Origin of the sequence: Flavonifractor sp. AGMB03687 (genome assembly GCF_017811815.1) — a bacterium.
Classification (GTDB): Bacteria; Bacillota; Clostridia; order Oscillospirales; family Oscillospiraceae; genus Flavonifractor.
Genome location: NZ_JADKZI010000008.1, coordinates 150,318 through 168,866, shown reverse-complemented (window position 1 = coordinate 168,866; position 18,549 = coordinate 150,318). Strand labels below are relative to the sequence as shown.

Sequence of the window (18,549 nt, the reverse complement as noted above, 5' to 3'; positions counted from 1 at the left end):
CTTCTGTCCCGCGGGAGCGGCGCCAGTAGCGACTGCGTATACGCCGCCGTTGACGGTCACACCTTCCAGCTTACCGGAGACCATGGAGAAACCGCTGCCATTGGTGGTGAATTTGATGGTCAGGTCGGAGACATTCAGGTTCTTTGCGCCATAGAACAGGTAGTTGCCGTTGGCGCCGGACTCGACATTGTTGACAGTGACCGTGTGGTTGTTGCCCTTGATGGTGAGACCATCGGTATCCCAAACCTGGTTCCAGGTGTCAATGGTGACATTTTGCAGCAGCTCCACGGTGCCGCCGTTCTTGGCAGCCTCGACAGCAGCGGCCAGAGAGGTGTAAGGAACATTGCCCACTACGGCGACCGTGTTGTTTTCTCCATCCAGAGGCGTAACTTTGATTTTCTGTGTGTTTCCGCCGGTAGGATCATGCTCTGTGGGGACAACGGTCAAATCATATTCTGTAACGACACTGTCTCCATTCTCCTGCTTCTGCGTGACGTTGACCTTGTACTCGCCCTCAGACAGGGTGTAGATGACGTACTTTTTAGCTACTTCCTTTTTACCAGTAGATTCGTTAAATGCTGTAATCGGGCTGCCATCTTTGTGTGTCACGGTGACCTCGTTTTCTTTGGTCACATTCTCCAGGAAGATCATATTACGATAAACCGGCTGCTGACCTTTCCACTGAATTTCAGAATTACTGTACCAGTTACAGTGGGTAGCATAGAGCACCAGTTCGCCACCCGTTGCAGAGTTTCCGCTGACCATACCCTTCAGGGCAGTTTTGCCGTCCGGGTTTAATTTCTCGCCTTGATGTACAAAATCAGCCCACTTTGCAAGCTGCGCATAGTCCCACAATTGGATGTAGGCTGTGCCCCAAGAGCCAGCGTCGATTTTGTTATCAGTAACCTGAATATTCGTGTTATTCGTAGCGGGCATGCCCCAATAGCCGTCGATAGGCACACGGACATTGGTAAAAGTATTGCCCTCGAAGACCATATTCCCAGCGGCGTGGTTATCGCCGCAGGTGTAGTAGCCCCGCTCGAAGTTCTCGAACGTACAACCCGTGATGGTGATATTGGGCTGGTGGATATAGAGAGCAATGCTGTCCGTTGCGCCATTTCCGGTGAAGGAGCACTTCTCCAGAGTGAGTCCGTCACAGCTGCCGCCGCTGATTACAGCAGTTCCATCTGTAGAGACAAAGTTAAGACCCTTCAGTGTAACATTGTTCGCTGTTACAGCCATCTTAGTGGTTTTGTTCGTCTTGATAGTTACGTCTACACCATCTTTCGCACAAACATTGACCCCCACTTGATTAACTGTAAACGGGACATACTCGCCAGAAACCAAAATTGTAATAGTTTTATTCTCGCTAGAAGCCGCAGCATTCAGTGCTTCTTGTAAGGTAGAATACTGTTGACCGCCAACCTCGGCAATTGCAGTTGTACCATTGAAGATACTCTCGCTGTTTACAGGCTGGTTGGAACCAGAGTTGTTTCCCTTTACAACAGTTTCGCTCGCGGTTGCCGCAGGGACCTCCATTAAACTCTCTGCGGACTCTTCTGCGGATCCTTCTATCAGATCCGCCGCAGCATCCGCCGAATCATCTGCCGCCAGCGCGCTCACGGGCAGCAGAGTCACCACCAGGCACAGAGCCATCAGCAGTGACAACAATTTTTTCTTCATCTGCGTATCTCCTCTCATATTGATTTTGACCCAGCGCGGGGGCGCGCTGGTGGATACGTCCATTATACCCGGAATATCGGGTATATTCAAGTATCTGGAGGGTCTATATAATAAATGTAATAGAACTCCCCGATTGAGGTGCATTCTATGATTGCTTACGACCCGCTGTGGGAGACCATGCGGCGCAAGGGGATCACCACATATGCGCTGATCAAGCAGTTCCATTTCAGCAGGGGGACGCTGGACTCGCTGAAACAGAACCGCAACATCTCCACCGCTACCCTCAACGACCTGTGCAGCATCCTGTCCTGCCGGGTGGAGGACGTGCTGCGATACATACCGGACCAGGGATAGAGACGCCTTGCCGCGAAAGGGACCGCGGGAGGCGTCTTTTGCTGTCCGGGGGCCGGACGGACCCGCCCTCGGTTGACAAAGCCGGCGGCGGCAGATTATACTATCAGGTAACGGATTTTTTTGAGAGGAGACCGCTATGACCAAGAAAAAAGACTTTAAAAACCGGGGCTATCTGCGGATCTTTGCCTCCTATTACAGACCCCACTGGAAGCTGTTCCTGCTGGATATGGTGTGCGCCCTGTGCATCTGTATCGTGGACCTGCTCTTCCCCATGGTGTCCCGGGAGGCCATGCAGACCCTGCTGCCCAACAAGCTGTTCGCCACCTTCTTCACCGTGATGGTGCTGCTGGCCCTGGCCTATGTGCTCAAGGGCGTGTTCTACTTCATCGTCACCTACTGGGGCCACCTGCTGGGCGTGCGGATGGAGGCGGATATCCGCCGGGATCTGTTTGCCCACATGCAGGACCTGTCCTTCTCCTTCTACGACAAGAACCGCACCGGCCAGCTCATGAGCCGGGTCACCGGCGACCTCTTTGAGATCACCGAGCTGGCCCACCACGGCCCGGAGGACCTGTTCATCTCCTCCGTGACCATCCTGGGCGCCTTCGGCATCATGCTCACCATCCAGTGGCAGCTGGCCCTTGTGGTCTTTGCCGTCATCCCCATCTTCATCATCTTTACCGCCCTGACCCGGAAAAAGATGATGCGCGCCTCCATTGAGGTCAAGGCCAAGCTGGCCGGCATCAACGGCGAGGTGGAGTCCTCCATCTCCGGCATGCGCACCGCCAAGGCCTTTGCCAACGAGGATGCCGAGAGCGCCAAGTTCAACGCCGCCAACGACCAGTTCCGGGGTGCCAAGCGGGGCTACTACAAGACCATGGCCTTCTACCAGTCGGGCATGGAGTTCTTCATGGGCATCCTGTCGGTGCTGGTCATTGCCTTCGGCGGCTTCCTCATCATGAAGGGGGAGATGGACTTCATCGACCTGACCACCTTCGCCCTGTATGTCACTACCTTTATTACCCCCATCCGCAAGCTGTCCGCCTTCGTGGAGCAGTTCATGCAGGGCATGGCCGGCTTCAAGCGCTTCACCGAGCTGATGCGGGTGGAGCCCGACATCCAGGATGCCCCCGACGCCCGCCCCCTCGCCAACGTGAAGGGCGACATCCTGGTGGACGACGTGACCTTCCGGTACGAGTCCTCCTCTGAGCCCGTGCTGGAGCACATCACCCTCCACGTCAGCCCCGGCGAGACGGTGGCGGTGGTGGGCCCCTCCGGCGGGGGCAAGTCCACCCTGTGCCAGCTGATCCCCCGGTTCTACGACGTCACCGGCGGCCGGGTGCTGGTGGACGGCCAGGACGTGCGGGAGCTCAAGCAGCACGACCTGCGGGAGCAGATCGGTATTGTCCAGCAGGACGTGTTCCTCTTCGCTGGTACCATCTACGACAACATCCGCTACGGCCGGCCCGACGCCACCGAGGCGGAGATCATCGAGGCCGCCAAGCGGGCGGAGATTTATGACGACATTCTGGAGATGCCCGACGGCTTCCAGACTCAGGTGGGCGAGCGGGGCGTCATGCTCTCCGGCGGCCAGAAGCAGCGGGTGTCCATCGCCCGCATCTTCCTGAAGAATCCCCCCATCCTCATCCTGGATGAGGCCACCTCCGCCCTGGATACCGTCACCGAGTCCCGCATCCAGTCCGCCTTTGACGCCCTGGCTCAGGGCCGTACTACCCTCATCATCGCCCACCGGCTGTCCACCATCCGCTCCGCCGGTCGCATCGTGGTCATTGACGGCTGCGGCATCGCCGAGGAGGGCACCCATGAGGAGCTGATGGCCAAGGGCGGCGAATACGCCAAGTTGTATCAAGCTCAGAAATCAGTTTCCGTATAAAGCGAGGTGGTCACCATGGCACGAAAGGCCCGGATAGAGCGGCTGGAGTTCCCTGCCGGACGGCGGGTGCTGGTGATCAGCGACATCCACGGCAGCCTGCCCCTGTTCCAGGGGGCGCTGGACAAGGCGGGCTATGGCCCCGACGACATCCTGGTGCTGCTGGGGGACCTGGTGGAAAAGGGCCTGGACAGCCTGTCGGTGCTGCGCTATGTCATGGACCTGTCTACCCGTCGGACGGTGTACTGCGTCCGGGGCAACTGCGACGACCTGGTTACCGAGTTTGTAGAGTCTCCCCAGGTGCGGCCTGAGTTCTTCCACCACTACCTCAACGTGTGGCGCAACCGGTGCACTCTGGTGCAGATGGGTCAGGAGGCGGGCTTTGAGACCCGCTCCCCCGACGACCTGCCCGCCCTGCGGCAGGTGATTCTGGACCGCTTCGGCCCGGAACTGCGCTTTCTGGCCTCCATGCCGGAGATCCTGGTCACGCCGGATTACCTCTTTGTCCACGGCGGGGTGTGGGACGAGGACCGGCTGGAGGATATGACCGCCTGGGAGTGCATGAAAAACGACAGCTTCCTGGACTGGGGCGTCAAGTTCCGTCGGTGGTGCATCGTGGGCCACACCCCGGTGACCCTCTACAACCCTTACGTGCCCACCACCCACCCCCTGGTGTGTGAGGAGCAGCACATTGTGTCCATCGACGGAGGCTGTGCCCTCCAGCGGGATGCCCAGCTCAACGCCCTGGTGCTTCCTGAAAAGCCGGGGGAAGGTTTTACCTGGTTCGCCTGCGACGGCCTGCCCACCGCCATGGCCCTGGATGCCCAGGAAGAGACACCGGAGTCGGTCAACGTCCGCTGGGGTCACAGCCAGGTGGAGGTGCTCCGCCGGGGCGGGGCCCTGTGCCGCTGCCGCCACCTGGAGAGCGGCCGGGAGGTGGATGTGCTCACCGACTACCTCTACCGCTCCGGGGAGGACACCCTGTGCAAGGAATCCACCGATTACCGTCCGGCGGTGGAGCCAGGGGATATCCTGTCCATCGTCCGCCGGTTGGCCGATCGGGCCCTGGTGAAGAAGAACGGGGTCACCGGCTGGTACTTTGGCCGTTTGTGCCGCCCGCCTCAGAAGTAAAAAAGGCCGCTGCCTGTTGGCAGCGGCCTTTTTACGCATTTCTTACTCTTCCCAATCGGCGAAGTCCACATCTTCCATGCAGCAGTCGCAGTCCTTGCCGGAGATCAGGCTCTTCACCTTGCACACCAGCTCCATGATCTTATCCCAGTAAGCCACGGCGGCATAGATCACCGCGCCCAGCATCGCCAGCACGGCCAGGATCTTCACCATCCAGCAGAAAAACTTTTTCATCGTCCGACAGCCTCCTTTTGTGGTAAAAACAAAATACCGATGGGTACAGTGTACACGGTTTTGGGGGAAATTACAAGTGTACATTCCCACTTTGCAGAAACTTTTTCCCTTGTAATTTGGCGTGAAATGGAATACAATAAAGGGACAAATCAATGGAACCTTTTCCCCCGCTTTGACGGGGATGCCAGTAAGACACCCCACGAAAGGAAGGGATCAGACAATGAAGCTGCAAACTGAACGGGGCGAGATCACCGTCAGCAGCGAAGTGTTTACCAATATCACCGGCGCCGCCGCCACCAACTGCTACGGCGTGAAGGGCATGGCTGTGCGCTCCAAGACCGACGGCCTGGTCCACCTGCTGCGCCGGGAATCCATGGGTAAGGGCGTCAAGGTCACCTATAACGAGGATTCCACGGTCTCCATCGAGCTGCACATCATCGTGGACAACGGTGTGAACCTGATGGCGGTGAGCCGCTCCATCATGAGCGAGGTCCGCTATATCGTGCAGCGTACCACGGGCGCCGAGGTGCGCAATGTGGATGTTTGCATTGACTCCATGGTCATCGGCTGAAGCCGGCCCGCCCATTGAAAGGAAGGAACACAGACATGAGAGAGCGCATTGACGGAGCGTCCTTTGCCCAGTCTATCATTCATGCGGCAGCCTCCATCAATCTTGAGAAACAGCAGATCAACGAGCTGAACGTATTCCCCGTGCCTGACGGCGACACCGGTACCAATATGAGCCTGACCATCTCCACCGCTGCCACGGAGCTGCGCAAGAAGCAGCCCCGCACCGTGGGAGAGGCGGCGGGTACCACCGCCTCCGCTCTGCTGCGGGGCGCCCGCGGCAATTCGGGCGTCATTCTGTCCCTGCTGTTCCGCGGCTTTTCCAAGGGCGTGAAGGACAAGGACGAGATCGACGGCCGGGATCTGGCCATTGCCCTGGACTTTGGTGTGGCCGCCGCCTACAAGGCCGTTATGAAGCCCGCCGAGGGCACCATCCTTACCGTGTCCCGTCTGGCCGCTGCCCGGGCTGCCGACGCCGCCCGCAAGACTCCCAACGACCCTGAGGCCGTGCTGGAGGCCGCCATTGCCGAGGGCCTGGTGGCCCTGGAGCACACCACCGAGATGAACCCCGTCCTCAAGAAGGCCGGCGTGGTGGACGCCGGCGGCAAGGGCTTCCTGGTCATTCTCCAGGGTATGCTGGACTCCCTGCGGGGCCTGCCTCTGCCCGAGGGCGGAGAGGAGAGCGGCAAGTCGGAGAACAAGACCGACTATGCCGCCATTGCCGCCGAGGAGATCACCTTCACCTTTGACACGGTATTTATCGTCCGCAAGACCACCAACAAGGGCCTGGAGAGCTTTGAGGCCTACCTGAACAGCATCGGCGACAGCCTGGTCATCGGCGAGGACGACGACTGCTTCAAGGTCCACGTCCATACCGATATCCCCGGCGCAGCCCTGACTGAGGCCCAGAAGTACGGCACTCTGGAGCTGGCCAAGATCGAGAACATGCGCACCCAGGCGGAGGATCTGGCCGCCGGGCGCCACATCCAGAGCACCGACGATCTGGAGGAGGACGACCACCACGAAGAGGGCGGCCGGAAGATCGCCGCTCCCGAGAAGAAGTACGGCGTGGTGGCGGTGGCCGCCGGCGAGGGCCTGGCCGCCGTGTTCCGCGATCTGGGCGCCGACGGCGTCATCAGCGGCGGACAGACCATGAACCCCTCTACCGACGATATCATGAAGGTGATCGATGCCACCCCGGCGGAGATCGTCTTTGTGCTGCCCAACAACGGCAACATCATCATGGCCGCCCAGCAGTGTATCCCGCTGGCCGAGGGCAAGCAGGTTGTGGTGCTGCCCACCAAGACCGTGCCCCAGGGCATCTCCGCTCTGATGGTCATGGACCTGGAGGCCTCCCAGGAGGACAACGTGGCCGCCATGACTGAGGCCATCGGCAACGTCCACACCTCCGAGATCACCTATGCCGCCCGGGACTCCGACTTTGACGGCTTTGCCATCAAGCAGGGCGACTACCTGGCTCTCACCGAGCACCAGCTCTTCGGTACCGATACCGATCTGGATGCGCTGCTGCGCCGTCTGGCCCAGGCCGACGCCCAGCAGGGTGCCGAGTTCATCAACATCTTCTACGGCGAGGACGTCACCGAGGAACAGGCCCAGAAGGCTCTGGAGCTCTTCACCGAGTGCTGTCCCAATGCCGAGATCACCCTGCTCTCCGGCGGTCAGCCCGTGTACTACTATATGATCTCCGCCGAGTGACTCAAACCAGTAAACGGCGCCGCCTCAAAAGGGCGGCGCTGTTTTTGCATAAAGCCGGATGGGTCCTGCCTGGTTGCCTATCCGTTTTCCTCTCCGGAGCAGTACTCTGCCGTCCAGATCTCCAGTGCTTCACTGGTTCCGTGGAGCATGCCCCGGTAATAATAGTAGCGGCAGCAGCTACGCAGGTACTGCTCTGCGCTTTCCAGATATCGCTCCAGCAGGTCACTTGTTTCTCCGGTCAGCCCCTGACGGAGCGCCGTGAGGTCCCGTCGAAATGTCTCCATCACCCGGCAGGTCTCCCCGGTGTAAGGGCCCTTTCCCACCCCAAAGGGCGGGCACTGTTGATAGGCGGTCTCCCAGTCCATAGTATCATCTTCATACGTCTTACAATTTGTCTTACATACTTATAGCACAGCATGCATTACATTGTAAATGACAAAATGTAAGACATGGTGATCATATGGCTAAATTCAAACTGCCCGCCGTTCCCGGTACGACCTCCAAGACGATCCGCTTCCCCAATCAGATCCTGGAGGAGGTGGAGAAGGCCATCCAGGGTACGGACTGCAACTTCTCCCAGTTCGTGATCGAGGCTACCCGGGTGGCGCTGGAAAACCTGAAGGAGGAGAGCGACCAATAGAGGTACTTTTTTGCTGGCCATGCGGTAATGGACGGGCGGCCGCAAAGGCCGCCCCTACTGTGCCTGTCCGGGCCTGCGATTGCTGCCAAGGTGTGCAAGGGCTACCGCGCCGATGGCGGCATAGTCAGGGGAGAGGGAAACGCAGCTGCTGGCAGGATATGCGGGGTAACATTCGCTCGGCTGCCGGGGAAACGAGTTCCAATAGGCCGAACCGGCGGGCAAGCGCTGTCAAAATAGATCTCTCCCGAAAACCCCACCGCCGCCATGGACTCCGGGGACCGGGGCCGCAGCCCCGGCGGCCTTTCGCCCCTTTCCGCCGCTGGAAAGGGGCCCGCCGGAGGCTCGGTACAGCGGGCCGATGAGGGCATCGGCCCCTACAGATCACACGGGGAGAACAAATACACGCAAAAAAGGACGTACCGCTGTGCGGTACGTCCTTTTTCATTCACATTATGCCCGCTTTGCGGCCAGGGAGACCCAGCCGTTCTGCTCCCGGCGGCGGATGATGTGCAGGCCGTTGCGCTCCAGAGCGGCCTGGACCTCGTCGGCCCGGGTGTCGATGATGCCGGAGCACAGGAACACGCCGTCCTCGGTCATCCAATCCCCTGCCTTGGCGGACAGAGGCATGATGACGTCGGCCACGATGTTAGCCAGCACCAGGGGATAGCGCTGCTGCCCCAGCTCCTTCACCAGCGCCTGGTCGGTGAGCACGTCACCGGCCCGGACGGTGTACCGGTCCTTGCCGATGCCGTTGAGACCGGCGTTTTCATAGGCCACATCCACCGCCTTGGGGTCGATGTCCACCGCCACAGCGGTGGAGGCCCCCAGCACCATAGCGGCGATGGACAGGATGCCGCTGCCGCAGCCCAGGTCCAGCACCGGCTGACCGGGCACCACATACTCCTCCAGGCCCATTAGGCACAGCTGGGTGGAGGCGTGGTTGCCGGTGCCGAAGGTGAGGCCGGGGTTGAGGTACACCGGGGTGCGTCCCTCCGGCGGGGTCTGGCCCTTCTCCCACTCGGGGACAATCCACAGCTTCTCGCCCACAGTCATGGGCTTATAATACTTCTGCCAGGAGTGGGCCCAGTCGTTGTCCCCCAGGGAGGAGGTGGTGTAGGGCTTGTCGATGCCCTCCAGCCACTGCTTCAGCTGGGCCTGACCGTGGTCGTCGTCAGAGACGTAGAACTTGACCCGGCAAACGCCCTTCATGCGCTCCATCAGGTCCTCGTCCACATAGTCCCAGTACTGACGGTTCTGCTCCAGGAAGGTCTTGAAATCCTCCTCGTCCTCAATGGCGAAGCCGGTGACGCCGTTGGCAGTGAGCCGGGCGCACAGGCCGTCCAGTTCCTCCTCGGTGGTGTCCAGCACCACTTCCAGCCACTTGATATCCTCCATCAGCGCTCACTCCCCAGGAAGAACAGGGCCACGGTGCCGGGACCGGAGTGGGCACCGATGACGGGGCCCACGTAGTTGATGATCACGGTCTCCACGCCGAAGCGGCTCTTCACGTCGTCGGCCACCTTCTGGGCGTCGGCCAGGCAGTCGCCGTGGCTGATGAAGATGACCTGGTCCTTCAGGTCCAGCACGGTCTCCTCCATGTGGTCCACCAGAGCCTTCAGGGAGGCGTTGCGTCCCCGGGCGGTGCCCACCTTGATGAGGTGACCCTCGTTGTCTACGTGCATCACCGGCTTGATGGACAGCATGGTACCCAGCACGGCGGTGGCGGCGGAGATGCGGCCGCCCCGCTTGAGGAAGTGGAGGTCGTCCACGGTGAACCAGTGGCACAGGTTCAGCTTGTGCTCCTCGGTCCAGGTCCGGACCTCCTCCAGGCTCTTGCCCTGCTGCTTCAGCTTGGCGGCGTACCACACCAGCAGACCCTGGCCCAGGGAGGCGCACAGGGTATCCACCACAGCCACCTTCCGGTCGGGGTACTGCTCCATCAGCTCCCCGGCGGCGATCTGGGCCGAATTGCAGGTGGTGGACAGGCCGGAGGAGAAGGCCAGCACCAGCACGTCCTTGCCCTCCTTCAGCATGGGCTCGATGGCGTCAGTGTAGGTGGCCACGTTGACGGCGGAGGTGGTGGCCATGGCCCCGCCCCGCAGGCGGGCGTAGAAGTCCGCCGGGTCAATGTCCCGGTTGTCCGGGTAGTTGTAGTAGATCTTATCCTCCATGGTGAAGGACAGGGGGATCACCTCGACCCCCAGCTCTGCCACCATCTCTGCCGACAGGTCGGCGGAGGAGTCGGTCAAAATCACATAGTCTCCCATTGTTCAGAGAACCTCCATCGTTGTTAAAATCTCAGCGGTATTCAGTCTTTTTTCTTCTTTTCCTTTTCGTTGGGGGGCTGCTTGGCCCGCAGCAGCTCCAGGATGCGCTGGCAGGCCAGCTTGTCGGCGTAGCTGCGCAGGGCCAGGGCCAGGGCCAGACCGGGCAGGTCCTCCTCCCCGGCGGTGGGGTCCAGGGACCCGGCGGTTACGTCCAGGGCCCGGTCCAGCTCCATGCGGAACTGCTCGTACAGCTCCCGGGGCTCTCTGCCCTGGGCCGCCGAGGCCAGCAGCAGACCGGCGTCCTTCACCGACAGCACCTGCTTCAGAGCACACAGGGCGGTGAGATAGGCCAGATGGGTGCGGGAGTACCGCTTCCCTTCCGCCCGGGGCATGGCACCATCTTTAATATAATTATTCACCATGGCGGAGGTGAGGGCCTCCCCCTCCCCGTAGTGGATGAGCTGGCGGGGCATATAGCTGATCAGCTGATCCATATACAGTCCGATATCCGGGAAACCCTCCCAATCCACCGGCCGTTCGCCCTCCAGCCGCTCTTTCAATGCGCGGATCTCTTCCAAAAGGGTGCCTCCTTTCTGGTTTTCAAAACCATATGTGAACATATCGCCGTCATTATACCACATTGTTTTCCCCGAAGTAAACCCCTTCAAACGCTGAAAACAGGCCCCTTTTCCCACATAACAGCATTATGTGACTCCCGCCCCCTGCAACAGTGGGGCGGAGAGAGACCGGGGCAAAACTTTCACGTTTTTTGTGGGGTTTGACGAATGAATAAATATTGCATTTATTTGCATATGGTGTATAATAGGATTCACCGAATCAAGGAACACCAAGAGGAACGCGTCAAACGCAATGAATAGGAGAGAATACATCATGAAGAACTTCAAGAAACTGGCTCTTATGGGCCTGACCGCAGTTATGTCCCTGTCTCTGCTGACCGCCTGCGGCGGCGGCACCACCGGCAATGCCGAGACCCCCGTTGGCAACAGCGAGACTCCCGCCGCTGAGAACAGCGAGACTCCCGCTGCCACCGGCGAGTTCACCACCGTGGAAGAGGGCAAGCTGATCATGAGCACCAACGCCCAGTTCCCCCCCTATGAGATGGTGGGTGACGGCGAGGGCTACGAGGGCACCGGCTACGAGGGCATCGACGTGGAGATCGCCTACGCCATCGCTCAGAAGCTTGGCCTGGAGCTGGTCGTGGACAACATGGGCTTCGACGCCTCCCTGCAGGCTGTGCAGACCGGCAAGAGCGACATCGTCATGGCCGGCGTCACTGTGACCGACGACCGTCTGGAGGTTATGGACTTCTCCGACACCTACGCCAACGGCATTCAGGTGGTTATTGTGCCTGAGGATTCCGAGATTACCACTATTGAGGATCTGGACGGCAAGCTGATCGGCTGCCAGATGGGCACCACCGGCTACATCTACTGCTCCGACACCCCCGAGAACGGCGGCTACGGCGAGGATGCCGTGATCCCCTACGATGACGGCGCCGCCGCCATCCAGGCTCTGCTGAACGGCCAGGTGGACTGTGTTGTTATTGACAACGCTCCCGCTCAGGAGTATGTTAAAGCCAACCCCGGCCTGAAGATCCTGGACACCGAGTTTGCCAACGAGAACTACGCCATCGGCTTTGCCAAGGGCAACACCGCTCTGAAGGACGCTGTGAACAACGCTCTGAGCGAGCTGATCGAGGATGGCACTGTGCAGTCCATCATCGACAAGTACATCCCCGCTGAGGGCTAAGGCAAACGACAGATCTGTATGCAACTGAAAAGGGCGGCCTTCGGGCCGTCCTTTTTCGGGTCGTATTCGGAAGCAAGTAAGAAAGGAGAATCTCTTTGAACTGGGTGCAACTCTATGAGACCCTGGGGCAGCAGTTGAAAGACGGCGTAGACCTGCCCTGGTGGCAGGACGCCTTTGTGGGCATCTATAAAGCATTCTTTGAGGAGGGGCGCTGGCAGCTCTATGTGGACGGCGTCCTGACCACCCTGTGGATCACCGCCATGGCGCTGATCCTGGGCATTGTGCTGGGTGTGCTGGTGGCTGTGATCCGCACCACCCATGACCAGCAGCGCCTGGGCCGCCACAATCCCATTCTGGCTCTGCTCAACGCGATTTGTAAGATCTATGTTACCGTCATCCGCGGTACTCCTATGATGGTGCAGCTGCTCATCATGGGCTTTATCATCTTTAAGAGCAGCCGGGAGTACACCCTGGTGGGTACCCTTACTCTGGGCATCAACTCGGGTGCCTATGTGGCCGAGATCGTCCGCGGCGGCCTGATGAGCGTGGATATGGGCCAGAGCGAGGCCGGCCGTTCCCTGGGCCTCAACTACCTGGATACCATGCGCTTTATCGTCATTCCCCAGGCGTTCAAGAACATTCTGCCTGCCCTGGGCAATGAGTTTATCACCCTGTTCAAGGATACAGCCCTGATCTCCGCCATCGGCGGCAAGGAGCTGGTCTACGCTGCCAAGTCCATCGGCAGCAAAACCTATGATGTCATGTATCCCTACCTCGGCATTGCCATTATCTATCTGCTGATGGTGATGCTCTTCACCTGGCTGCTGGGGATTCTGGAAAGGAGGCTGCGTCAAAGTGATCGACGTTAAACATCTGTCCAAGTCCTTTGGAAAGCACCTGGTGCTGGACGATATCTCCGAGCACATCTATCCCGGCGAGAAGGTGGTCGTGATCGGCCCCTCCGGCTCGGGCAAGTCCACCTTCCTGCGCTGCCTCAACCTGCTGGAGACCCCCACTGCCGGCACCATCACCTTTGAGGGCACCGAGATCACCAACCCCAAGACCAACATCGACCTGGTCCGCCGTCAGATGGGCATGGTATTCCAGCACTTCAACCTCTTCCCCAACATGACCATCCGGAAGAATATCACTCTGGCCCCTGTGCGCACCAAGCTGATGAGCCAGGCCGAGGCCGACGATCTGGCCTCCACCCTGCTCAAGCGGGTGGGCCTGGAGGAGAAGGCCGACGCCTACCCCGCCCAGCTGTCCGGCGGCCAGAAGCAGCGTATTGCCATCGTCCGCGCTCTGGCCATGAAGCCCAAGGTGATGCTGTTCGACGAGCCCACCTCCGCCCTGGACCCCGAAATGGTGGGCGAGGTGCTGGAGGTCATGAAGCAGCTGGCTGACGAGGGCATGACCATGGTGGTGGTCACCCACGAGATGGGCTTTGCCCGTGAGGTGGGCAGCCGGGTCCTGTTCATGGACGGCGGCCACATCCTGGAGCAGAACGAGCCCCACGCCTTCTTTGCCAACCCCAAGGAGCCCCGTACCATCGAGTTCCTGTCCAAGGTCCTGTAACCCGAAGCCCCGGCCCGCCAGACGGCGGACCGGGGCTTTTTTGGCCTCTTTGGGGAAAGGATTGCAATTTTTCGGGGAGTATGATACACTTTTCCGGTACGATTTGAGGTCGCGCCCCGGGGAAAGAGGGCGTTGGGTACGAAAGCGAGTTTCGATGCCTGTGGGGACCTTAAATCAGGCAGATTGAAACGGAAAGGAAGTTTTGTACCCATGGAAATCAACGGCGAGCAGGTCAACGAGATCGTCAACTATGCTGACCTGGGCCTGTCCCCCGCGGTCATGAAGGCCATTGAGAAGAAGGGCTACGTGCAGGCCACCCCGGTGCAGGCCGGAGCCATCCCCTACTTCATGCAGTGGAAGGACGTCATTGCCAAGGCCCCTACCGGCACCGGCAAGACCTTTGCCTTCGGCATCCCGATGGTGGAGCACATCGACCCCGAGCGTGAGGAGGTCCAGGCCCTGGTGCTGGCCCCCACCCGGGAGCTGGCGGTGCAGATCCAGGAGGAGCTGCGGGACCTGTGCGAATTTAAGGAGGGCGTGCGCACCGTGTGTCTGTACGGCGGCGCCCCCATTGACAAGCAGATCAACACCCTGAAGAAACGCCCCCAGATCGTGGTGGCTACCCCCGGCCGGCTCATGGACCACATGAAGCGGCGCACCGTCAAGCTGGACAAGGTGGAGACGGTGGTGCTGGACGAGGCCGACCGCATGCTGGATATGGGCTTCGTCCGGGACGTGACCCGTATCCTGGACCAGCTGAAGCACCGGAAGAATCTGGGCATGTTCTCCGCCACCATCAGCCGAGAGGTCATGGATATCTCCTGGGTGTACCAGCGTGACCCCGTGGAGATCACCGTCCGCCCGGTGGAGGAGTCCAAGCCCGACATCACCCAGTACCGCATCGACCTGGACGGCAGGGAGAAGAAGCTGGACACCATTGTGGCCCTCATCACCCACGGGGAGTACGAGCGGGCCATCGCCTTCTGCAACACCAAGAACATGACCGACCGGCTGGCCGGTCTGCTCCAGATGCGGGGCATCTCCTGCCAGGCCATCCACGGTGACATCCAGCAGCGGGTGCGGGAAAAGACCCTGGACAAGTTCAAGAAGGGCGAGATCAAGGTGCTGGTGGCCACCGACGTGGCCGCCCGAGGCCTGGACATCGACGACGTGGATGCCGTGTTCAACTATGACGTGCCCGACGAGATGGAGAACTACACCCACCGCATCGGCCGTACCGGCCGGGCCAAGCGTCACGGCGTGGCCTACACCTTCGTGGCCACCGTCACCGAGAGCGTGCGCATGGACGACATCATCCGCAACACCAAGGCGGAGGTCCAGCGGCTCAAGTACGACCAGGACGGCTGCCTCATGCTGGTGGAAGAGAACTAATCGGGAAAACGGGCGGCCTTTTGGCCGTCCGTTTTGGTTCTTCCGGCCTCGTTCGCCCGATTTCCCTTGCCAATTTGAAAAGGCCGTGCTATCATGTCGGCATACTGGGAAATGGTTAGGAGAGAAAAACCCCATGATCGAATTCAAAACGCCCACCCCTTCGGACAAGGCCTGGGTGGACGGACTGCTGGCCCGGGGCAACTACCGGGGCTGCGACTATAACTTTACCAACATCTATGTCTGGAAAAAGACTTACAACGTGGAGATCGCCCAGGGGAACGGCTTTTTGTTCACCCATCTCTGCGGCCGGATGGGATGCAGCTATCTGTACCCCGCCGGAGCGGGCGACATTGCTGCCGCCATCCAGGCGCTGAAGGCGGAAGCCGACAGCCGGGGCCAGCCCCTGCGGCTGGTGTGCCTGACCCGGGGCCAGATGGCCGAGCTGGAGGAGTTCTTCCCCGGCCAGTTTGACTACGTGGCCGACCGGGACGGCTACGACTACCTCTATGAGATCGACCGGCTGGCCGACCTGGGAGGCAAGAAGCTCCACGCCAAGCGCAACCACATCAACCGCTTTATGGAGAACAACCCCACCTGGACCTATGAGGAGATCACCCCGGAAAGCCTGCCTGAATGTCTGGAGATGGACCGGGAGTGGTATCGCCGCTCCCTCCAGCGGGAGGGCGAGGCCGAGGAGCGGGATCTGGGCGATGAGGGCATCGCCCTGCGCACCGCCATGGAGCACTATCAGGAGCTGGGCCTGGAGGGCGGACTGATCCGGGTGTACGGCGAGGTGGTGGCCTTCACCATGGGGGACATGCTGTCCGCCGACACCTACGACGTTCACTTTGAGAAGGCCTACGGCGAGCTCCAGGGAGCGTACGCCATGATCAACCGGGAGTTTGCCCGGTGGGTGCGCCAGCGCCACCCCCAGGTGAAATACCTCAACCGGGAGGACGACATGGGCGTGGAGGGCTTGCGGAAGGCCAAGCTGTCCTACTACCCTGACCTGCTGGTGGAGAAGTACGCTGCCATTATGAAAGCATGACTGTGGACAAGAAATGAGAGGAGTGTTTCCATGGTAGAGATCCGTCCATCCCGACCTGATGAGGCCCAGGCCCAGAAGGACCTGTGGCAGGCCGCCTTTGGCGACGATCCCCGCTATATCGACTGGTTCTACCAGTGCTGCTGGCGGCCGGAGGATATGCTCCTCCTGCTGGAGGACGGCAAGCTGGCCTCCATGCTGGCCCTGCTGCCCCAGACCATCACCCTGCCCGGCGGCGGCACCGCCTCCGCCTGGTATATCTACGCCCTGGCCACCGACCCCGCCGTCCGCAGCAAGGGCTACGGCCGTCAGCTGCTGCTCTATGTGGACGAGTTCCTCAAGCAGCGGGGGGCGGACTGCGTCACCGTGGTGCCCGCCGAGGCCAGCCTGTTCAAATTCTTCTCCATGGTGGGCTTCCTGCCCGGCTTCTTCACCCGGAAGGTGGAGCTGCTGCGCAGCATGACCACCGCCGCCCATCCGGAGGACAAGGTGGAGCCCATCGGCCCGGAGGAGTACAACGAGATCCGCCGCAACGCCCTGGAGGGCATCCCCTCGGTGCTCTACGGAGAGGATCTGATCCGCTACCAGGAGGGCATGGGCAAGCTGTCCGGCGGCGGACTGTACCGCGTTATGGTGGGCGATTTCCGGGGCTGCGCCGCCGCGGAATATCTGGACAAGAAGAGCGTGCTCTTCAAGGAGCTGCTGCTGCCGCCGGAGCATATGCCCCGGGGCCTGGCCGCCCTGGCGGCCAAAATGCCTGGCCAGCGGTGCTTCGTGCGTACCCCCGCCCAGTGGGACGGCATGCAGGGCAGCTACCTGCAGCCCTTCGGTATGGTCAAATGGTATGACCAGGAAAAGGGCGCCCTGTGGGGCGAGGAGACCCAGGGCTATATGGGCCTGGGCTTTGACTGACCGACCGCAGACAGAATGGGGCGGACGGACGCGGTTTTCTGCGTCTGTCCGCCCTTTTTTGCGCCTGGAGTGATTTTGCAATCGAACGGTGGGGTGGGATTCAAAGCCGCCGTTTTGCAGGATTTCCGTTAAAATGAATATAACGCCTCCATCCATGAATAAATATTAGCGAATTTTATCACTTTAGCGAGAAAGAGTTCTGAAAAGCAGGCGGTACAAGGGGAAAAAGCATCTGGCGCCGAAAGAAAGAATGGACAATTATGCAGAAAAGTGTCTTCTTGTGGAGGACATCTGCAAGATTTGACGGCTATTCCATCAAATTCAGGCCATAGAACTCTTGACGGAAGGTGGTATTTACGATAAAATAAACAGACGTTTATTGTGGGGCAATTTACGAGAATGCACAGAGAATGGTATAGGAAGTGAAGAAATGGCAAAATATGTTTTAAAAAGAGCGGTGATGGCAGTCATCACGCTGTTTATCGTGACCTGCCTAACCTTTTTGCTCATGAACGCCATTCCGGGCAATCCCTGGCTGTCTGAGAAGACCCCCTCTCAGGCTACCATTGACGCCCTGAATGAGAAGTATGGCCTGGATCAGCCGGTCATCGTTCAGCTGGGTAAGTATCTGGGCAACATTGCCCACGGTGATTTTGGTAATTCCATCAAGATGCAGAAGGATCGTCCTGTACTTGATATCATTACCACCATGTTCCCCCTGTCTGCCAGAATCGGCATTATTGCCATTTCGTGGGCCATACTGGTGGGCGTCCCATTGGGCTGTTTGGCAGCCTATAAGCGAGGTACTTGGGTGGACAGCCTGCTGCGGGTCATCTGTACCATCGGTATTTCTATGCCGGGCTTCGTAGTAGCAACCATCCTTCTGCATGTCTTCACCGGCGGCATCGAGGGATTCAAGCTCTTCCCAACCGGCTTTGACGGCAGCTGGAAGAGCTATGTGCTGCCCTGCCTGGCCCTGGGATTCTACCCCATGTGCTATCTGTCCCGCCAGACCCGTACCGCTATGCTGGACTCCATCAACCAGGAGTACATCAAGACGGCTCGGGCCAAGGGTCTGAAGAACAAGAAGATTATCTTCAAGCATGCCCTGCGCAACGCCCTGATCCCCGTCATTACCTATCTGGGCCCCCAGATCGCGTTTACCCTGTGCGGCGGCTTCGTGGTGGAGAAGGTGTTCTCCATTCCCGGCCTGGGCCGCTACTTCGTGATGTCTATCCAGGCTCGTGACTACCCCATCATCATGGGTACCACCATCTTCCTGGCGGCCTTCGTCATTGTGATGAACCTGCTGGCCGACCTGCTGTACAAGCTGGTGGATCCTCGTATCAATCTGAGCAAGGGAGGGAACTGA

19 protein-coding genes are annotated in these 18,549 nt (G+C 59.8%); 13 read left to right on the top strand and 6 right to left on the bottom strand.

Features of this window, described 5'->3' with window-relative positions; genetic code table 11:
- Positions 1 to 1,683 (bottom strand): right-handed parallel beta-helix repeat-containing protein (locus tag J9789_RS14945; RefSeq protein WP_245185304.1); only part of this gene is annotated, 1,683 nt, incomplete at its 3' end.
- A gap of 147 nt (positions 1,684 to 1,830) precedes the next feature.
- On the opposite strand from J9789_RS14945, the gene J9789_RS14940 reads away from it, so the two are divergent.
- The 3 genes from J9789_RS14940 to J9789_RS14930 all read left to right on the top strand — a co-directional run bounded on the left by J9789_RS14940 (position 1,831) and on the right by J9789_RS14930 (position 5,059).
- On the top strand, positions 1,831 to 2,037 hold the full coding sequence (locus J9789_RS14940; RefSeq protein ID WP_209346476.1) for a helix-turn-helix transcriptional regulator: 207 nt from the start codon (positions 1,831 to 1,833) through the stop codon (positions 2,035 to 2,037).
- A 136-nt stretch (positions 2,038 to 2,173) separates the two neighbouring features.
- Positions 2,174 to 3,931, top strand: coding sequence for an ABC transporter ATP-binding protein (locus tag J9789_RS14935; protein ID WP_209346475.1), 1,758 nt, complete (start codon positions 2,174 to 2,176; stop codon positions 3,929 to 3,931).
- A 15-nt stretch (positions 3,932 to 3,946) separates the two neighbouring features.
- Positions 3,947 to 5,059, top strand: coding sequence for a metallophosphoesterase (locus J9789_RS14930; protein ID WP_209346474.1), 1,113 nt, complete (start codon positions 3,947 to 3,949; stop codon positions 5,057 to 5,059).
- Positions 5,060 to 5,101: 42 nt separating this feature from the next.
- Here J9789_RS14930 and J9789_RS14925 read toward each other — a convergent pair whose 3' ends face one another.
- Positions 5,102 to 5,290, bottom strand: a complete 189-nt coding sequence (locus tag J9789_RS14925) for a hypothetical protein (RefSeq protein WP_209346473.1) — start codon at positions 5,288 to 5,290, stop codon at positions 5,102 to 5,104.
- A 220-nt stretch (positions 5,291 to 5,510) separates the two neighbouring features.
- Here J9789_RS14925 and J9789_RS14920 point away from each other — a divergent pair, with 220 nt between their 5' ends.
- Positions 5,511 to 5,861, top strand: coding sequence for an Asp23/Gls24 family envelope stress response protein (locus tag J9789_RS14920; RefSeq protein WP_209346472.1), 351 nt, complete (start codon positions 5,511 to 5,513; stop codon positions 5,859 to 5,861).
- 35 nt (positions 5,862 to 5,896) lie between these two features.
- Positions 5,897 to 7,573, top strand: coding sequence for a DAK2 domain-containing protein (locus tag J9789_RS14915; protein WP_209346471.1), 1,677 nt, complete (start codon positions 5,897 to 5,899; stop codon positions 7,571 to 7,573).
- A 77-nt stretch (positions 7,574 to 7,650) separates the two neighbouring features.
- Here J9789_RS14915 and J9789_RS14910 read toward each other — a convergent pair whose 3' ends face one another.
- Positions 7,651 to 7,938 (bottom strand): hypothetical protein, encoded by a 288-nt coding sequence (locus tag J9789_RS14910; RefSeq protein ID WP_209346470.1) that lies wholly within the window; start codon positions 7,936 to 7,938, stop codon positions 7,651 to 7,653.
- Between the two features lie 95 nt (positions 7,939 to 8,033).
- Between J9789_RS14910 and J9789_RS14905 the strand changes: the two genes are divergently transcribed.
- Positions 8,034 to 8,213, top strand: a complete 180-nt coding sequence (locus J9789_RS14905) for a YlcI/YnfO family protein (RefSeq protein WP_209346469.1) — start codon at positions 8,034 to 8,036, stop codon at positions 8,211 to 8,213.
- 450 nt (positions 8,214 to 8,663) lie between these two features.
- Here the strand turns inward: J9789_RS14905 and prmA are convergent, their stop codons facing one another.
- From prmA to J9789_RS14890, 3 genes are read right to left on the bottom strand one after another with little or no spacing between them, the layout of a single operon-like run.
- Positions 8,664 to 9,608: a 50S ribosomal protein L11 methyltransferase gene (gene prmA, locus J9789_RS14900; RefSeq protein ID WP_209346468.1), complete on the bottom strand. Its 945-nt coding sequence runs from the start codon at positions 9,606 to 9,608 to the stop codon at positions 8,664 to 8,666.
- A complete protein-coding gene (locus tag J9789_RS14895) occupies positions 9,608 to 10,480 on the bottom strand; it encodes a DegV family protein (RefSeq protein ID WP_209346467.1) in 873 nt (290 codons plus the stop codon). The genes prmA and J9789_RS14895 overlap by 1 nt, the downstream gene beginning before the upstream one ends.
- A 41-nt stretch (positions 10,481 to 10,521) precedes the next feature.
- Positions 10,522 to 11,058, bottom strand: a complete 537-nt coding sequence (locus J9789_RS14890; RefSeq protein WP_209346466.1) for a DUF1836 domain-containing protein — start codon at positions 11,056 to 11,058, stop codon at positions 10,522 to 10,524.
- Between the two features lie 313 nt (positions 11,059 to 11,371).
- On the opposite strand from J9789_RS14890, the gene J9789_RS14885 reads away from it, so the two are divergent.
- The 7 genes from J9789_RS14885 (at position 11,372) to J9789_RS14855 (ending at position 18,549) form a co-directional block, all read left to right on the top strand.
- On the top strand, positions 11,372 to 12,250 hold the full coding sequence (locus J9789_RS14885) for an ABC transporter substrate-binding protein (RefSeq protein ID WP_209346465.1): 879 nt from the start codon (positions 11,372 to 11,374) through the stop codon (positions 12,248 to 12,250).
- A gap of 152 nt (positions 12,251 to 12,402) precedes the next feature.
- On the top strand, positions 12,403 to 13,119 hold the full coding sequence (locus tag J9789_RS14880; protein WP_245185318.1) for an amino acid ABC transporter permease: 717 nt from the start codon (positions 12,403 to 12,405) through the stop codon (positions 13,117 to 13,119).
- Positions 13,106 to 13,828 carry an amino acid ABC transporter ATP-binding protein gene (locus J9789_RS14875; RefSeq protein WP_209346464.1) on the top strand — a complete coding sequence of 241 codons (723 nt, stop codon included), beginning with the start codon at positions 13,106 to 13,108 and terminating at the stop codon, positions 13,826 to 13,828. Before J9789_RS14880 ends, J9789_RS14875 begins: the two co-directional genes overlap by 14 nt.
- Positions 13,829 to 14,038: 210 nt before the next feature.
- Positions 14,039 to 15,220 carry a DEAD/DEAH box helicase gene (locus J9789_RS14870; protein WP_209346463.1) on the top strand — a complete coding sequence of 394 codons (1,182 nt, stop codon included), beginning with the start codon at positions 14,039 to 14,041 and terminating at the stop codon, positions 15,218 to 15,220.
- Between the two features lie 133 nt (positions 15,221 to 15,353).
- Positions 15,354 to 16,268: a phosphatidylglycerol lysyltransferase domain-containing protein gene (locus J9789_RS14865; RefSeq protein WP_209346462.1), complete on the top strand. Its 915-nt coding sequence runs from the start codon at positions 15,354 to 15,356 to the stop codon at positions 16,266 to 16,268.
- Positions 16,269 to 16,298: 30 nt separating this feature from the next.
- Positions 16,299 to 17,177 carry a GNAT family N-acetyltransferase gene (locus tag J9789_RS14860; protein WP_209346461.1) on the top strand — a complete coding sequence of 293 codons (879 nt, stop codon included), beginning with the start codon at positions 16,299 to 16,301 and terminating at the stop codon, positions 17,175 to 17,177.
- Between the two features lie 430 nt (positions 17,178 to 17,607).
- On the top strand, positions 17,608 to 18,549 hold the full coding sequence (locus tag J9789_RS14855; RefSeq protein ID WP_209346460.1) for an ABC transporter permease: 942 nt from the start codon (positions 17,608 to 17,610) through the stop codon (positions 18,547 to 18,549).